This window comes from Klebsiella ornithinolytica NBRC 105727 = ATCC 31898 (assembly GCF_001598295.1).
Classification (GTDB): Bacteria; Pseudomonadota; Gammaproteobacteria; order Enterobacterales; family Enterobacteriaceae; genus Klebsiella; species Klebsiella ornithinolytica.
Window position 1 is genome coordinate 223550 of the sequence record NZ_BCYR01000003.1, and the last position, 14493, is coordinate 238042.

12 protein-coding genes are annotated in these 14493 nt (G+C 54.4%); 7 read left to right on the forward strand and 5 right to left on the reverse strand.

What is annotated here, in order from left to right; genetic code table 11:
• The first annotated feature begins 81 nt into the window (after positions 1 to 81).
• Positions 82 to 1356 carry an oxalate/formate MFS antiporter gene (gene oxlT / locus ROR01S_RS08620; protein WP_004862108.1) on the forward strand — a complete coding sequence of 425 codons (1275 nt, stop codon included), beginning with the start codon at positions 82 to 84 and terminating at the stop codon, positions 1354 to 1356.
• A gap of 71 nt (positions 1357 to 1427) precedes the next feature.
• Here oxlT and pgtP read toward each other — a convergent pair whose 3' ends face one another.
• On the reverse strand, positions 1428 to 2813 hold the full coding sequence (gene pgtP / locus ROR01S_RS08625; protein WP_064359329.1) for a phosphoglycerate transporter PgtP: 1386 nt from the start codon (positions 2811 to 2813) through the stop codon (positions 1428 to 1430).
• A 463-nt stretch (positions 2814 to 3276) separates the two neighbouring features.
• Here pgtP and ROR01S_RS08630 point away from each other — a divergent pair, with 463 nt between their 5' ends.
• The 5 genes from ROR01S_RS08630 (at position 3277) to ROR01S_RS08650 (ending at position 10146) form a co-directional block, all read left to right on the forward strand.
• Positions 3277 to 4533: an ABC transporter substrate-binding protein gene (locus ROR01S_RS08630; protein ID WP_370312173.1), complete on the forward strand. Its 1257-nt coding sequence runs from the start codon at positions 3277 to 3279 to the stop codon at positions 4531 to 4533.
• Complete coding sequence (gene pgtB, locus ROR01S_RS08635; protein WP_004862103.1) at positions 4530 to 6557, forward strand: two-component system sensor histidine kinase PgtB; 2028 nt, start codon at positions 4530 to 4532, stop codon at positions 6555 to 6557. The genes ROR01S_RS08630 and pgtB overlap by 4 nt, the downstream gene beginning before the upstream one ends.
• Entirely contained in the window at positions 6523 to 7767 is a 1245-nt protein-coding gene (pgtA, locus tag ROR01S_RS08640) for a two-component system response regulator PgtA (RefSeq protein ID WP_004862101.1), read from the forward strand. The genes pgtB and pgtA overlap by 35 nt, the downstream gene beginning before the upstream one ends.
• A 676-nt stretch (positions 7768 to 8443) precedes the next feature.
• Positions 8444 to 9244: a hypothetical protein gene (locus tag ROR01S_RS08645; protein WP_004862099.1), complete on the forward strand. Its 801-nt coding sequence runs from the start codon at positions 8444 to 8446 to the stop codon at positions 9242 to 9244.
• A gap of 86 nt (positions 9245 to 9330) precedes the next feature.
• Positions 9331 to 10146: a DNA/RNA non-specific endonuclease gene (locus tag ROR01S_RS08650; protein WP_004862097.1), complete on the forward strand. Its 816-nt coding sequence runs from the start codon at positions 9331 to 9333 to the stop codon at positions 10144 to 10146.
• Between the two features lie 111 nt (positions 10147 to 10257).
• Here the strand turns inward: ROR01S_RS08650 and ROR01S_RS08655 are convergent, their stop codons facing one another.
• From ROR01S_RS08655 to ROR01S_RS08665, 3 genes are all read right to left on the reverse strand, one after another.
• The gene (locus ROR01S_RS08655) at positions 10258 to 10806 is read right to left on the reverse strand and encodes a DUF924 family protein (RefSeq protein ID WP_004862095.1); all 549 of its coding nucleotides are present in this window, start codon (positions 10804 to 10806) and stop codon (positions 10258 to 10260) included.
• A gap of 39 nt (positions 10807 to 10845) precedes the next feature.
• Positions 10846 to 11454: a maltose acetyltransferase domain-containing protein gene (locus tag ROR01S_RS08660; RefSeq protein ID WP_004862093.1), complete on the reverse strand. Its 609-nt coding sequence runs from the start codon at positions 11452 to 11454 to the stop codon at positions 10846 to 10848.
• A gap of 199 nt (positions 11455 to 11653) precedes the next feature.
• Positions 11654 to 12235: a nuclear transport factor 2 family protein gene (locus ROR01S_RS08665; protein WP_064359330.1), complete on the reverse strand. Its 582-nt coding sequence runs from the start codon at positions 12233 to 12235 to the stop codon at positions 11654 to 11656.
• Between the two features lie 108 nt (positions 12236 to 12343).
• Between ROR01S_RS08665 and ROR01S_RS08670 the strand changes: the two genes are divergently transcribed.
• Positions 12344 to 13228, forward strand: coding sequence for a LysR substrate-binding domain-containing protein (locus ROR01S_RS08670; RefSeq protein WP_044351616.1), 885 nt, complete (start codon positions 12344 to 12346; stop codon positions 13226 to 13228).
• Here ROR01S_RS08670 and ROR01S_RS08675 read toward each other — a convergent pair.
• Positions 13225 to 14460 carry an MFS transporter gene (locus tag ROR01S_RS08675; RefSeq protein ID WP_064359331.1) on the reverse strand — a complete coding sequence of 412 codons (1236 nt, stop codon included), beginning with the start codon at positions 14458 to 14460 and terminating at the stop codon, positions 13225 to 13227. The two genes, ROR01S_RS08670 and ROR01S_RS08675, sit on opposite strands and share 4 nt — an antisense overlap.
• Between the last annotated feature and the right edge of the window lie 33 nt (positions 14461 to 14493).

The following is a 14493-nucleotide window of genomic DNA, read 5'->3' on the forward strand; positions in this document are numbered from 1 at the left end:
GGACGGGGCGGGGTTTCAAGGACCCATAACCGTCATGGCCGTCATTGTTGATTTGTGGCTAACGGATTACTGGAGCTGATTATGACCGTTCTCAGAGAACCTTTGGTTGTCGCCAGATATGGCAAATGGACGCAACTCTCACTTGGCCTGATCTGTATGGCTGCAATATCCAGTCCGCAATATGTCTGGACGTTGCTGACCAGACCGTTGACCGAAAAGCTGGGCGTCGGGTTAGCGGAACTACAGGTTACCTTTTCGCTGCTGATTATCCTGCAGACGTTTTTCTCGCCGTTTCAGGGACGGCTGGTTGAGCGCTTTGGCCCTCGGCTGCTTATCTCTATCGGCACGGTCATGGCTGGGCTGAGCTGGGTTCTCTCGGCTCAGGTCAGCGGCCTGGCCGCGCTGTACCTCGTCTATGGCGGCCTCGGCGGGCTGGGGACCGGTATTGTCTATATCGGCGTCGTCGGTTTAATGGTGCGATGGTTTCCCCGCCATCGTGGATTTGCCGCTGGCGCCGTCGCGGCAGGGTATGGCATGGGGGCGATTATGACCACCTTTCCTGTCTCCGTTTCGTTGGGCCAGTACGGACTGGAACAGACCATGACGGTCTTTGGCATCCTCTTTGCCGCCGTGGGATTGCTGGCCAGTCAGGGGCTGAAGCTGCCGCCCGATAGCGGAGCGTTGCCCGCCAGTCGGAGCGTTGCGCAAAGTACCCGGCAATTCACTTCGCGCGAAATGCTGCGCCAACCGCTTTTCTGGCTGATGTTTGCCATGATGGCGATGATGTCGACCTCCGGACTGATGGTGACGTCGCAAATGGCCGTCTTTGCTGAGGATTTCGGTATCAGTAAGGCGGTGGTTTTCGGCATGGCCGCGCTGCCGCTGGCGCTGACTATCGACCGTTTTACCAATGGCCTGACGCGACCGCTGTTCGGATTTATCTCCGATCGCTATGGCCGCGAAAACACCATGTTTATCGCCTTTGCGCTGGAAGGGGTGGCGATGACCCTGTGGCTGGCCTGCCGGGACGATCCGATGCTGTTTGTGCTGTTGTCCGGGGTGGTGTTTTTCGGCTGGGGAGAGATCTTTTCACTGTTCCCCTCCACGTTGACCGACACGTTCGGCAGCGAATATGCGAGCTCTAACTACGGCTGGTTGTATATATCGCAAGGGATCGGATCGATTTTTGGCGGCCCGCTGGCGGCGCTGCTGTACCAGCATACTCAAGGGTGGGGGGTGGTCTTCAGCTGTGCGATAGGGCTTGATTTTATTACTGCCGCGCTGGCGATTGCGCTGCTGAAACCCTGGCGCGCACGGTTTATCCGTCAACACAGTGACGCTGCCGCGCTTCGCTAAAGGTTCTCAGGTCTCCACCCCGGCGCCAGCCTGTGGCCGCCGGGGCTATTCTTTATCTCATACTGACGAATTTACGCCTGTGCCAGCGACAGCTCGTGCGCGCTGGCCGCCTCCTGACGCTTACGTTCCAGCTCCAGCGCGCCGCGGTGTGACAGGTAGCAAAACAGGATGCAGCACACCACGCCGCCCATCAGCAGATAGAAACCGCCGTGCCAGCCCAGCTTATCTACCATCACGCCGAACAGACTGGTCCCCAGCGACGCGCCGAAGATGTAGCTCATAAAACCGCGCAGACCGACGGCAGAACCGACCGCAAAGCTCGGCACAATCTCCATGGTCTGTACCGAGGCCAGAAATTGCGGGACGTAAATCAGGCAACCGACGATGGCGGCAAACACCGTGACCATAAACAGCGAATCACTTTTCCAGTAGCCAATCAGGCAGAAGAAGATCAGCGTCATGCAGATCATCGCCAGCGGCATGCGGCGACCTTTAAACAACTTATCCGACAGCCAGCCGGCCAGCAGCGTCGACGGAATAGCCGCCCATTCGAAAAACAGAAAGGCGACGCTCATCTCTTCTTTCGAGAAGTGCTTCACCGACAGAAGATAGATAGGCAGCCAGCTGATCATCCCGAAGCGCACCATATAGACGAACACGTCGACCATCGACACGTACCAGGCGTTCTTGTTTTTCAGCACGTAGGTACAAAAGATCTGCCATGCGCTCATGTTTTCCGGCGCTTTTTCCACTTTGCCGGTATTGAGCAACACTTTCTCTTCCGGGAGCATTTCGTCGAGCGCCGGTAGCCCTTCGCTGCGCGGGGAGCCTTTCCCCAGAATCAACACCACAACGGCAAACAGCACCGCAACCGCGGCGGGAACGATATAGCTGGCGGTCTGCCAGTGTTCGGTACCGAGTAGCGCAAAAGCGGTTCCGACGATGGGGGCGACAATACCGCCGCCAACGTTATGCGAAATGTTCCAGAATGCGCCGACCCGGCCGCGTTCGCGGCGTGGAAACCAGTTGGCGATGGTGATAAACGAGGGGCCAACGCCCATGCCCTGAAACAGCCCGTTGATCACTACCAGCGCCACGAAAATCCAGAACGCGCTGCTGAAGCCCAGCCCGACGTTCACCGCCGCGCACATCACCAGTCCGCAGGCCATAAAGACTTTCGGGCTGGCCTTATCCGCCAGGCTGCTCATCACGCCTTTGCTGATACCGTAGGCGATCAACATGCAGCTGCTGAGCATGCCAATTTGAGTGGCGCTCAGGTCAAGCTGCTCTTTGAGGTAGGGGGTCGACAACGTGAAGTTGTTACGCACGATGTAGTAGGCGAGATAGCCGAGAAAGACGCTCAGTAGCGCCTGCATACGATAGCGTTTATAGGTGGGGGCAATCTGTTGTGCAGGAATCGTGGCCGAGGCGACCTTGGGTTTTAATAATGAAAGCATAACCGTACCTGTATTTTATTGGCGGTGGTGAATATCGGGATAATTCAATTAAGCGGTTTTCAGTACGCTATCGATTGTGGTGAAAACAAAGCGACAATACAATCCAGGCTATTTGAGTCAAAAGTGACTCAAATATAAATCCAGATGTTCTTTTTTTGACCCAAATATATTTTTCTGGCATCACTCATTTTGTGAAATACTCATGCGGGCCGGGGGCATATGGTGCAACGGCGCAAAGGGCCTGCATTCTTGTTAGTTTGACCTTGTTAACAGTATGATTTTAATAGCGGTGCTAGGCTGTTTATTATTCTGCGAGATTAAGCTGAGTGTGGATATTTTCCCGGCTTTAAGCAAAGCGCCGGGCAATGAACTTTTTTGTCACAAACCTCAGCGAGATATTATTTATTCAGGTTCTTGTTTTATGAAAACGATCACAAAACCATTTCAGCGGGAAGGGTATTTCATGACGAAGTGGTCAAATAAACGACAGCGCGGATGGGGTATTGCGCTCTTTCTCAGTTTGCTGATGGTCTTTAGCGCTGAGGCCAAAAAGAATGAACTGGTGATTGCCACCACGTTCTCACCTGATGCGACCGCCTATATCATCAGCCGCTGGCAGACTCAGCCGCAATCGGTGATCATCCGTACCCTGAATCGCACCAGCGCCTCACTGGAACAACTGCTGGACGGCGCCGGAGGCGAGAATATCGATCTGGTGCTGACTTCCTCACCCATGCTGCTGCAGCACCTGCAGGAACATCAGCGGCTGGCTGTCTACCCGGACGCGCCGGCCCAGTCGCAGCAGCGGGTACCGGCTTCGATCCGCGGTACCGCGGTCGCGGTGGCCATCTCCGGTTTTGGTTTGCTCATTAACCAGCGTAATCTCAGCGAGCGCCATCTGCCGCTGCCCGGCAGCTGGGACGATTTGATGCAGGCGCGCTACCAGGGCACCTTATTAATGAGTAGCCCCTCGCGTTCGGATACTAACCATCTGATGGTGGAATCGCTGCTGCAACAGGAGGGCTGGAACCACGGTTGGGAAATTATTTTGAGCATGGCGGGAAACCTGATCACCATCTCCAGCCGCAGTTTTGGCGTGGCGGATAAAATCAAAAGCGGCTTAGGTTCGGTCGGCCCGGTGATTGATAACTACGCCAATCTGTTGCTCGACGATCCCAACCTGACGTTTCACTATTTTCCGCACTCGGCGGCATCACCTACCTACGTTGCGATGATTCGTCATAACCCGTACCCGGCGGATGCCCGGCGCTTTATTCAGTTTTTGCTGAGTCCGGAAGGCCAGCAGGCGCTCTCGGATACCAACACCGGAAAATACTCGATTATCCCCGACCCGGGAAATACGCCGCGCGCGCGGCGGCAGCGCCAGCTATTGAGCGAACCCTCGCTCAATTATCAGTTGATCCTGCAACGTCAGCGTCTGGTGCAAAAGTTGTTTGATACCGCGATCAGCTTTCGTCTGTCGCAGCTAAAGGATGCCTGGCGGGCGTTGCACAATGCTGAAGCCCGGCTTAAGACGCCGCTACCGGAGGTCCGTGCGTTGCTGACCGCCATGCCGGTCAGCGAGCAGCAGAGTCGCGATGAGGATTATCTCCGACAGCTGGATAATAAAGATCGGGCCGAACAGCTCATGATGGAGTGGCAGCTCTTTTTCCAGGAACAACAGCGGCAGGCAATCGTCAAGCTGGAGAACCTGAAATGAGGTTGCCCGGCTTTATCAGAAATCTGACTATCAGCGCCAGTCTGCGCGGCGCGTTCCTGACCGGCGCGCTGCTGACCCTCGTCGTCAGCGGTGTCAGCCTCTATTCCTGGCACGAACAGAGCTCGCAAATTCGCTATGCGCTCAACGACTATTTCCCGCGAATTCAGACCTCGTTCCTGATTGAAAATAGCCTGAATACGCTGGTCGATCAGCTTAATGAGTTTTTACTGGCGGCCAATACCACGTCGCGCCTGCAATTACGTAACCAGATCCTGCAACATCTGGATGACATCGACAGGTTAAGCCAGCGCCTTGATAGGCCGGAACGCCAGCAAATTGAGCTGACGCTTCGCGACAGCCGGCAGCTGCTCGCCAGGCTCGATCGCTCGCTCTACAACATGTTTATCGCACGGGAAAAGGTCAATGAAATCACCGCGCGTATTAACTGGCTGCATGATGACTTCACCTCGGAGATGAACTCCCTGGTGCAGGACTTCAGCTGGCAGCAGGGCGCCTTGTTGGATCAGATGGAGGAGAAGCAGGGCCATGCCGTTCACCGTCTGCAGGCCAATCTGCGGGCGGTACAGGGAGAACAGCAGCAGGTCTACACCCTGGCGCGCATTGAGAACCAGATTATTAGCGACCTGCGCGACAGACTCAGCGAGGTGCAGTCCAGCACGGAGGGCGACGGTAACGTGGAAGGGCATATTCGCTACCTGACCTACCTTAAAAACACCGCCGATGACAATATGCATCTGCTGGAAGGCTATCCCAGCACGATCACCCTGCGGCAAACCATCGATGAGCTGCTCGACACCGGCATCGCGGAAAACAAAATGCCGGCCGCGATTCGGGAATACATTGAAGCGCAAAAGGCGCTGGCGCAGGTGACGCAAGCCAAAGAGAGTACGCTGGCGCGTTTTCGCGCCCAGCTGGAGTCCCAGCTCAGCGACAGCCACGGTAAAATGCGCGCGTTCAATCAGCGCCTGGAACATACCATGTGGTTCAGCGGCAGTCTGATTCTGATTGCCACGCTGCTGGCGCTGGCGCTGGCATATTTGCTCAACCACTATTTTATCCGCTCGCGGCTGGTTAAACGCTTTAGCCAGCTGAATCAGGCGGTGGTGCGTATCGGACTGGGCGATGTTAACGCCGCTATTCCGGTGTATGGCGAAGATGAACTGGGGCGCATCGGGAAACTGCTGCGCCATACCCTGGGACAGCTTAATCAACAACGCCAGCTGCTGGAACAGGAGATCGCTGAGCGCAAGAGGATCGATATCCATCTGCGTACGACCCAGGATGAGCTGGTTCAGGCGGCCAAGCTGGCGGTTGTCGGGCAGACGATGACAACGCTGGCGCATGAAATCAATCAGCCGCTCAACGCCCTGTCGATGTATCTCTACAGCGCCCGTACCGCCATTAAGCATGAACAGATGGCCAGCGCCAGCCAGACCCTGGTCAGGGCGGAAGGGTTGATTGGCCGAATTGACGCCATTATCCGCAACCTGCGGCAGTTCTCTCGTCGTGCGGAGGCGGATACGCCCGCCCGCGCCGTCAGTCTGCGCCAGGCATTCGTTGCCGCCTGGGAGCTGCTGGCGTTGCGCCATAAACCGCTGTGCGGCGTACTGAACCTGCCGCCTGATGAACCACGGGTACTCGGTGACGAGGTGCGCATCCAGCAGGTGCTGGTAAATGTGCTCACCAATGCGCTGGATGCCGCCCAGACGGCGCCCTGCATTAGCGTGGCGTGGGAGCGCACGGCTGAAGGCTGGACGGTGATGATCGCGGATAATGGCGGCGGCTGGCCACTGGCGTTGGCGGGGTCGCTCCTCAAGCCATTTGTCACCAGCAAGCAGCTGGGGCTGGGTATCGGCCTGTCGATCAGCGAATCGTTAATGATACAGATGGAAGGGCATCTACGGCTGGCGTCGACGCTGGATCGTCATGCCTGTGTTGTTTTGCAATTTTTAGCTACGGAAATAAGTCATGCTGACCGATCACCACAACATATTGCTGATTGACGATGATAGCGATGTCCTCGATGCCTATACTCAGCTGCTCACCCAGGCCGGGCATCGGGTTTACGCCTGCGGCGATCCGCGAAGCGTACAGGATCTGGTCAGCGAGGCGTGGCCCGGCATTGTGCTCAGCGATGTGTGTATGCCGCACTGTTCCGGTATCGATTTACTGAAGATACTGCTTAAACACGATCCGCATTTGCCGGTGATATTAATTACCGGCCACGGCGATGTCCCGATGGCGGTTGAGGCGGTAAAGCAAGGCGCCTGGGATTTTCTGCAAAAACCGGTTAATCCCGGACAGCTGTTAGAGCTGGTCGATAAAGCGCTGGCCCAGCGTCAGTCGCAGGTGATGCGGCGACAGTGGCAAAAAGAGCAGCTGGAAGACAACCTGATTGGTCGCAGCGAGTGGGTGATTCAGATGCGACAAACGCTTCAGCAGCTGGCCGAAACGGATGTCGCGGTCTATTTTCATGGCGAACGGGGAACGGGGCGAACGCTGGCGGCATGCTACCTGCATCGCCTCAGCACGCGCGGCGATCGGCCGATAATTTTCGGCGATATCCTGCAAGGCCAGGAGACACCGCTGCAGGCGTGGTGTGAGCAGGCGCAGGGCGGCACATTGGTTCTGCGTAATATCGAATTTCTGAGCCAGGCGCAGCAGCTGGTACTGGCCCATCAGCAAGCGCAGGATGAACCGCCGTGTCGACTGGTTGCCACGGGGCTTCAGCCGCTGATTACCCTGGTGGGCAACAACCTGGTTGTTCCCGATCTCTATTACTGTTTTGCCATGACCCAGCAGTTTTGCCCGCCGCTGGCACAGCGTCTCGACGATATCGAGCCCCTGTTTCTGCACTACCTACAGCAGGCCTGCTTACGGCTGAATCATCCGGTACCTGAACTGCCGACGGCGCTGGCTAAAAAGCTGGTCAATCGCCACTGGCCGAACAACGTGCGCGAACTGGCAAATGCCGCCAGGCTGTTTGCCGTCGGGGTGATGCCGCTGGCCGAGATCCCCAATCCGCTGCTGCATCAGGTTGAACCGATGCAACTAGACCAGCGGGTTGAGGATTATGAACGGCAGATCATTATTGAGGCCCTGAACATCCATCAGGGCCGGATCAACGATGTCTCAGAGTATTTGCAGATCCCGCGTAAAAAGCTCTACCTGCGAATGAAGAAATTTGGCTTAGACAAGCACCACTATCGCTAAGCCGGCGGGGCGGTGTTTGAGCTCAATGGCGCTTTACCGCTAGCGGGTTACTGCTGCTCGAGCGCCATGATTAGGGTCTTTGCCGGTGTCCGGGTGACACCAACGGTCAGGGAAGAATCGATCTGCAAAGCGTTAGCGGTGCGCCTGTGGGCGCATTTTTTTGTTCCCCGCACTCAAGCTGACGGTGGCCGGCACGTGTCATTTTTTTCATCTGAAAATTTGGTTTTCTGTCGTTTCGTTTAAATAAAGAATTTTATCCTTAAAAATAAAATCACACAGTTTTAATGATCGAATAAACACATATTTTAAGATATCCATCCGCATCTGTGCAAATGTTTATTGTCCGCTCCATACATTATTTTCATAATAATCATCGCGTTGTTTTTCGCTCATTAAAGCAACCTCGACATATAATTTTGAAGATTGCATGGAATATTTGATGGATAAAATTCGGACAGAATATAAGCTAGTAAAACATCAAATTTGCAGCCCGCCAGATATTCTGGCGCAATCATCATTGCAACCAGCAATGCACGTTTTCGTTTCTCTTTTACACTGCCAGTTTGATGTTAAATCATCGTCTTTTAATAGGTAATCAACCACAAGGCAATCACTTGCTTTGCTCTTCGCAATGGTACAGTGATTGCATCTGTTTAATATTGTTCGGAGATAAACTATGAGTTCGGAAGATATTAAAGACAGAACACAGACCTGGTTTAACTACATTACCAGCCCGGTAAATCATGATCATATATTCTTGTTTAACTCACAAGATATACTTGTTATGAACCCTGCGATAGCCGCTGCGACGCAGGATTATATTGATGGTAATATTCACGCAAGTAAACTTGTTAATGCAACATCGTCAGCCCCGCAAACAATGTTTGATGGCCTGCAAACCATTGTAAACCTCTGTCGCGTGCAATCAGGTTATAACGCGCTGGATCCTGATGGTACCGGGAATAAAGTCTATTTCACCAGGTTTACTCAGAACGTGGCCAACGTTCCGTGTCTGAGTTTACTAAGCGCAGAGACAAAAAATATTAAACAACAAAGCCATAACGCAGATGAGCTCATCAACTCATTTGTCGATGCTTTTGATGGTCTTACACAAAGCGACCAGTCTAAGATTAAATCTTCCGTAACCTCGTTAGCAAAAGCCGCGCTAAGCTATGCAAACCAGGATCAGAAATCATCAAACTTTACGCAAAACATTTTGCAAACTGGCGACGACCAGGTGATTTTCACGCTATATGCCAGCACATTTGAGATTTCGTCGACCCAAAGCAAAGGCGTGATCTCCTTTAAGTCTGAATACTCATTGCAACAGGCGTTATATAGTCTCTCCCGTGCGAGCTGGGAACGGGTTAAAGATCTGTTTGCGGAACAAGAAAAAACCACCATGGAACAGTGGTTGAATGATATGAAAACGCCGGCTAAAAGTGGCAGCACAGTAAAAGCCCTGTGTCTGGAATGACGTTTTTTTAAATAAAGCGCTGCAATAAATTGCAGCGCTTTCGTTTAATATTGGCGTGGTCAAGCGTAATGCTATGAGGTGTTAAGATGCGTATTTACTATAGATATTTATGCTTGTGGTTTGTGTTCTTATTATTTTCTTGTACTACCAGTTATCAACCCTCGACTCAATTTCCTGTAACAACAGATAATTGTGAAGTTGGATGCCCGAGCGGTGGCAGTGATCAGACATTAGTTCGCGATAGTTATACCCTGAATAATAATAGCAATACTAAGTTTGCTAATTGGGTGGCATATAAAATGACAAAATCCAGTCAGGCGAGCGGCCGTCCGAGAGACTGGAAGCGGGATCCCGCATTACCACCTGCTGATACATTATCCCCGGATGCTTATCAAAATGCTAATACGCTCCTTGGGGTAGACCGCGGACACCAGGCACCGTTGGCTGGGTTAGGAGGCGCGTCAGACTGGCCATCACTCAATTATCTGTCGAATATTACTCCACAAAAGGCGGACCTCAATCAGGGAGCCTGGGTTAGGTTAGAAGATAAAGAACGAGAACTGGCTAACAGAAGTGATGTTACGGCTGTTTATTCAGTCACCGGACCACTTTTCGAACGACATATCGCCACTTTACCGGCGGACCCTTCGGTTGAAATTCCAAGTGCCTACTGGAAGATCATTTTTATTGGCGTCAGTCCTGATAAAGGACAATACGCAGCGTTTCTGATGGATCAGTCAACGCCTAAAACAGCTAATTTTTGCGATTACCAGGTCACCGTAGACTTGATTGAGAGTAAAACAAACCCAAAACTTTCTATTTGGTCCTCGCTGCCTGCGAAGGTCTCGGCTCATATCAAAGCAACGAAAGGGACTTTAGCCAGCGAGATGGGTTGCCTGTAAAACGATAATCTGGCTTGTTAAACTCAGACCGCAGAATGGCCGTGATGGGGATACAGTGGGGTAAGTGTTCATACAACGCCAGCGCCATGAATGTGTGTCGTCCGGGCGGGGCTATCGTTGTTGATTAAGCCAGCGGCGCTCTTCCGGCGTGGATCTTCTGCCGAGCGCCTGATTGCGATACGGGTAGCGGCCAAACTGGTCAATCACCCGCTTGTGCTCTGTTTCTGCTCTGAGTGAGCGTGTGCTCGCGTAGCGTTGATAGAGCCTGAGCGCAGCAGCATGAATTATCGGCGATTCCGAATGCATAAATGGCAGCAGGGCAAAATCGCGTCTTTCAACAGGAAGTTGGTCAAAGTCAGGTTGTTTGACCAATTCCTGTGCCAGGGCCAGCGCCATACCGTCGGCAGCGAATGAAAGCGGGCTGTTGCGAAACAGATTGCGCGAAAACTGATCGAGCACGATGATTTCCGCCAGCCGACCGGAGCTGCTCTCCCGCCACTCGGCCAGCTCACCGCGCAAGGCTGCCTGATGAACATCAGAAAAACGGTGACGAATCTGCTCATCAAAACCCGCGTCCGATCGAAACCAGCGTTCAGGCGGAATTTGATGAAACCAGAATTGCAGAATTTCCCGGGCATCACTCATCGTATTAAGCGACATTTTCGCTCCTGTTATCAATCCTCGACGATTGCCAGTGGTTTACTCCGCATCCATCACCGGCAAACCTGCCAGCGCGTTCCGGCGATCCTGTTCGCCGATCGGTCTGAGCACCCGGCAGGGAACGCCGGCGGCCACCACGTTGGCGGGAATATCTTTTGTTACCACGCTTCCGGCGCCTATCACGCTGTTACGGCCAATGGTCACGCCAGGGTTAATGATAGCGCCACTGCCGATCCAGACATTGTCTTCCAGGGTGACGGTCTGTGAAAACTGCTGACCGGTAATGCGAACCGCGGGGTCAATCGGGTGTCCGGTCGTCGAGATGGTGACGTTAGGGGCAATCATGACATTATTGCCGATAATCACTTTGCCATCATCGACAACCACCAGATTAAAATTTGCGTAGAAGTTATCGCCGATACTAATTTGACTGCCGTAGGCCACGTGCAGCGGCGGTTCAATCCAGACGTTATTCCCGACGCGGCCCATCATCTGGCGGATCAACGCCACGCGTTTCTCGGGTTCTGCGGGGGACGTATGATTAAATTCATACGCCAGCATCTTACCCCGAAGCCGCTCTTCCGGCATCCCCTCATCCATATCGGTGTACAGGTAGCCACTGGCGAGGCGTTCCCTTTGCGTCATCATCTTGAGATCCTTTGCATTGTTGAAGTAGGGGGCTTACGTCATCTGGTTTGCGTGCCATCCCGCCTCCGCTTAAGCCTGAGGCGAAGGACGGGCTGCAGCCAGGGTGATAAGCCGAGAAATCAATGAGGTTATAAAAATACTTTTTTATACATATCACGGATTTGTGCTAAAAATCGAACCTGGATTGTTGATTGTGTGCTTAGGCCAACAGCCAGCTTTTCGCATCGGCTTTCATCTTCGCTTCCAGTTCGCTGCCGCGGGTAGCAAAAATCCGTCCCAGCGGAAAACCACTCTGTTGCAGAAGATAGGCCAAAGCCGCGTATTCGCGGGGGTAAGCCAGCGCTACCGACGGGTCAATTTCAACCGGACCGAGCGGGAAGGTAAAGGTACCCATATCGTAAATGCTCTGCCGGTGAAACAATTTCCACACGCCGTCTCTTTTTTCTGCCAGATCGTAGAACCGGTTATGGCATTCACAGCCCAGATTGAGTTTGACGTTTTCAGCGATGATCATGGCGTTGGTCTCAAGAATAGCCTTGTTCCCGCTGGCATTGAAGGTGATCACGGGGGTGCCGATGAGGTGTTTGGTGCGTAGGTCAGATGCGCCCATCAGCATGGAACCGTCGACAAAATCGCTCGCCAGCCCTTCAAACCACGTAATTTCGATCGTGCCATCAGGATGAAACAGCTGACGTAGCGCGGCCCATTCACCGAGGTCGCGATGCATCCAGCCATTCACCAGATCGTTGAGTTGTTGGCGGTCTTGTTGGCGATTGTTCATAGCTTCAGCTCCTGTTAGTTGACGGCCTTCAGTTTGCGGAACGGCAGGGTTAAACTCAAATAGATAGATCTGACTGAATAATCATTTTAAATGATGAATGGGGGGTGTATGGAGTTACGTCATTTGCGCTATTTTCTGGCCGTGGCGGAGGAAGGGCACTTCGGACGCGCGGCCGAACGGCTGAATATTGTTCAACCCGCACTCAGCATGCAGATCAAAGCGCTGGAAGCGGAATTGGGCGGGGCGCTGTTTATTCGCACCAGCCGCCGCGTTGAGCTCACCGATGCCGGGAAACTGCTGCAAGCAGAGGCCCAGCGGACGTTAGACCAGGTCGAGCATACCCGTCTGGCCGTGGCGCGCTCCCTTCGCGGCGAAACGGGGCGTGTAAGGGTCGGATTTGCCGGCAATGCAATCTTCAGCGGTAAAATGATGAGCGATCTGCGGCAGTTCAGAAAACGCTACCCGGATGCGGAGGTGACGATTGAGGAGATCGGCCCGCAGCAGCAGGTGGCGGCGATTCTTGCCGGGCAGATAGATGTTGGCTACACACCCGATAATAGTACCACCCATTCACCCGGCATCACGGTATATCAGGCGGGGCGCTGGAAGATGATGGTCGCGCTGGCAGACGATCATCCGCTGGCCGCTCACGCCTGTTTGACGGTGGAGATGCTCGCCGGAGAGCCTCTGGTTCTGCATGATACTCACGATAATCATGAACAGCTTTACCTTGTGCTGGGGCAAATGCTGGGCAGCCAGTTCCATGTTGCCCATCGTTCTGGCAGTACTCTGAGCGTGCTGGCGATTGCCGCGGCGGGCCTCGGGCTGGCGCTAATTCCGGCGCCGCTGCAGCAGGTTAACATCCCGGGCCTGGTCTATCGTAACCTTAACGCACCGGAAGTGGCGGCGAATCTGGTGATTATCGGCCGTGCAACCGAACCGGGTCGCACCGTCGCCGCCTATCTCGCCCTGGCCACCCTGTCGCACACCTAGCGGACAGGCGATCTTTTCTGTAACCCCAGCCAGAAAAACAGCGCCGCCGCGCTGATGCCCGCACCGGCCAGACAGACCGCATTCCAGCCCCAGTGCGCATAACATTGTGTCGCCACCACGGCCCCCAGCGCGCTGCCGACAGAGTAAAAGCACATATATGCCCCGACCAGGCGACTTTGTGCGTCGGGCCGTGCGGCAAAGATCAGACTCTGGTTAGTGACATGAACCGCCTGTACGGCGAAATCGAGAATGATGACCCCGATGACCAGCAGCGGCAGGGAGGTTTCGGCCCTGGCGATCGGGGCCCAGGCAAAGAGCAGTAATGCCAAAGAGACGCCGGTGACGCGCTGCGCTGCCCCGCGATCGGCCCAGCGTCCGGCCTTTGACGCGGCCAGGGCGCCAGCGATGCCCGCCAGGCCAAATAAGCCGATCTGCGTATGGGAAAGTCCCTGAGCGCTGAGCGGTAAGACCAGGGCGGTCCACAAAACGCTGAAGGCGGCGAAAATCAACAGAGCAAAGACGCCTCTGACCCGTAGCGTCGGTTCCGTCATCAGCAGGTGCAAAACCGATGTCATCAGCGCCAGATAGTTTCCAGCCATGGGCGTTTTTCTGACGGCCGGCATCGCCTGAGCAAGCACCGCGGCCAGCAACAGCATCAGGCTGGCTGCGCTGAGATATACCGCGCGCCATCCGGCAAAATCGGCAATCACCCCTGAAGTTAAGCGGGCGAGGAGAATCCCCAGCACCACGCCGCTGGTGACCATCCCTACCGCTTTACCGCGCCCGGCAGGGGCGGCCAGCGCGGCGGTACAGGCCACCACGATCTGCACAACGACCGCCATCATCCCGACAAGCGCCATGGCGCCGAGGAACATAAACCAGCGTTGTGACAGCCCGGCGACCGCCAGCGCGGTCGCCAGTAGCAACAGCTGGGTAATAACCAGATATTTGCGATTCACAAGATCGCCGAGCGGCACAATAAACAGCAGACCGACCGCATAGCCGATCTGCGTCAGGGTCACCACCAACCCGACCGTCGCGGACTGTACGCTGAGGCTTGTTGCCATTGATTCAAGCAAAGGCTGGGCAAAATAGACATTGGCGACGGCCAGCGCCGCCGTCAGTGAAAACAGGCAGGTGAGCCAGGGTGTTAACCGCTGTTCTTCCCGGTTCGACTCTGCTACGCAGTACGTTAACGCCGTCTCTTCTTTCAGGCCTGGCTTCATCTTCATGGTGTTTTTCCGTATCAATTGCGGTTTCTTTTT

Coding starts and splice junctions, on each gene's coding strand:
- ROR01S_RS08660 (WP_004862093.1), bottom strand. CDS start 11,454: ATGATGACGCAAAGGGAACGCCTCGCCAGTGGCTACCTGTACACCGAT.
- pgtB (WP_004862103.1), top strand. CDS start 4,530: ATGAGGTTGCCCGGCTTTATCAGAAATCTGACTATCAGCGCCAGTCTG.
- ROR01S_RS08650 (WP_004862097.1), top strand. CDS start 9,331: ATGCGTATTTACTATAGATATTTATGCTTGTGGTTTGTGTTCTTATTA.
- pgtA (WP_004862101.1), top strand. CDS start 6,523: ATGCTGACCGATCACCACAACATATTGCTGATTGACGATGATAGCGAT.
- pgtP (WP_064359329.1), bottom strand. CDS start 2,813: ATGCTTTCATTATTAAAACCCAAGGTCGCCTCGGCCACGATTCCTGCA.
- ROR01S_RS08675 (WP_064359331.1), bottom strand. CDS start 14,460: ATGAAGATGAAGCCAGGCCTGAAAGAAGAGACGGCGTTAACGTACTGC.
- oxlT (WP_004862108.1), top strand. CDS start 82: ATGACCGTTCTCAGAGAACCTTTGGTTGTCGCCAGATATGGCAAATGG.
- ROR01S_RS08645 (WP_004862099.1), top strand. CDS start 8,444: ATGAGTTCGGAAGATATTAAAGACAGAACACAGACCTGGTTTAACTAC.
- ROR01S_RS08665 (WP_064359330.1), bottom strand. CDS start 12,235: ATGAACAATCGCCAACAAGACCGCCAACAACTCAACGATCTGGTGAAT.
- ROR01S_RS08630 (WP_370312173.1), top strand. CDS start 3,277: ATGACGAAGTGGTCAAATAAACGACAGCGCGGATGGGGTATTGCGCTC.
- ROR01S_RS08670 (WP_044351616.1), top strand. CDS start 12,344: ATGGAGTTACGTCATTTGCGCTATTTTCTGGCCGTGGCGGAGGAAGGG.
- ROR01S_RS08655 (WP_004862095.1), bottom strand. CDS start 10,806: ATGTCGCTTAATACGATGAGTGATGCCCGGGAAATTCTGCAATTCTGG.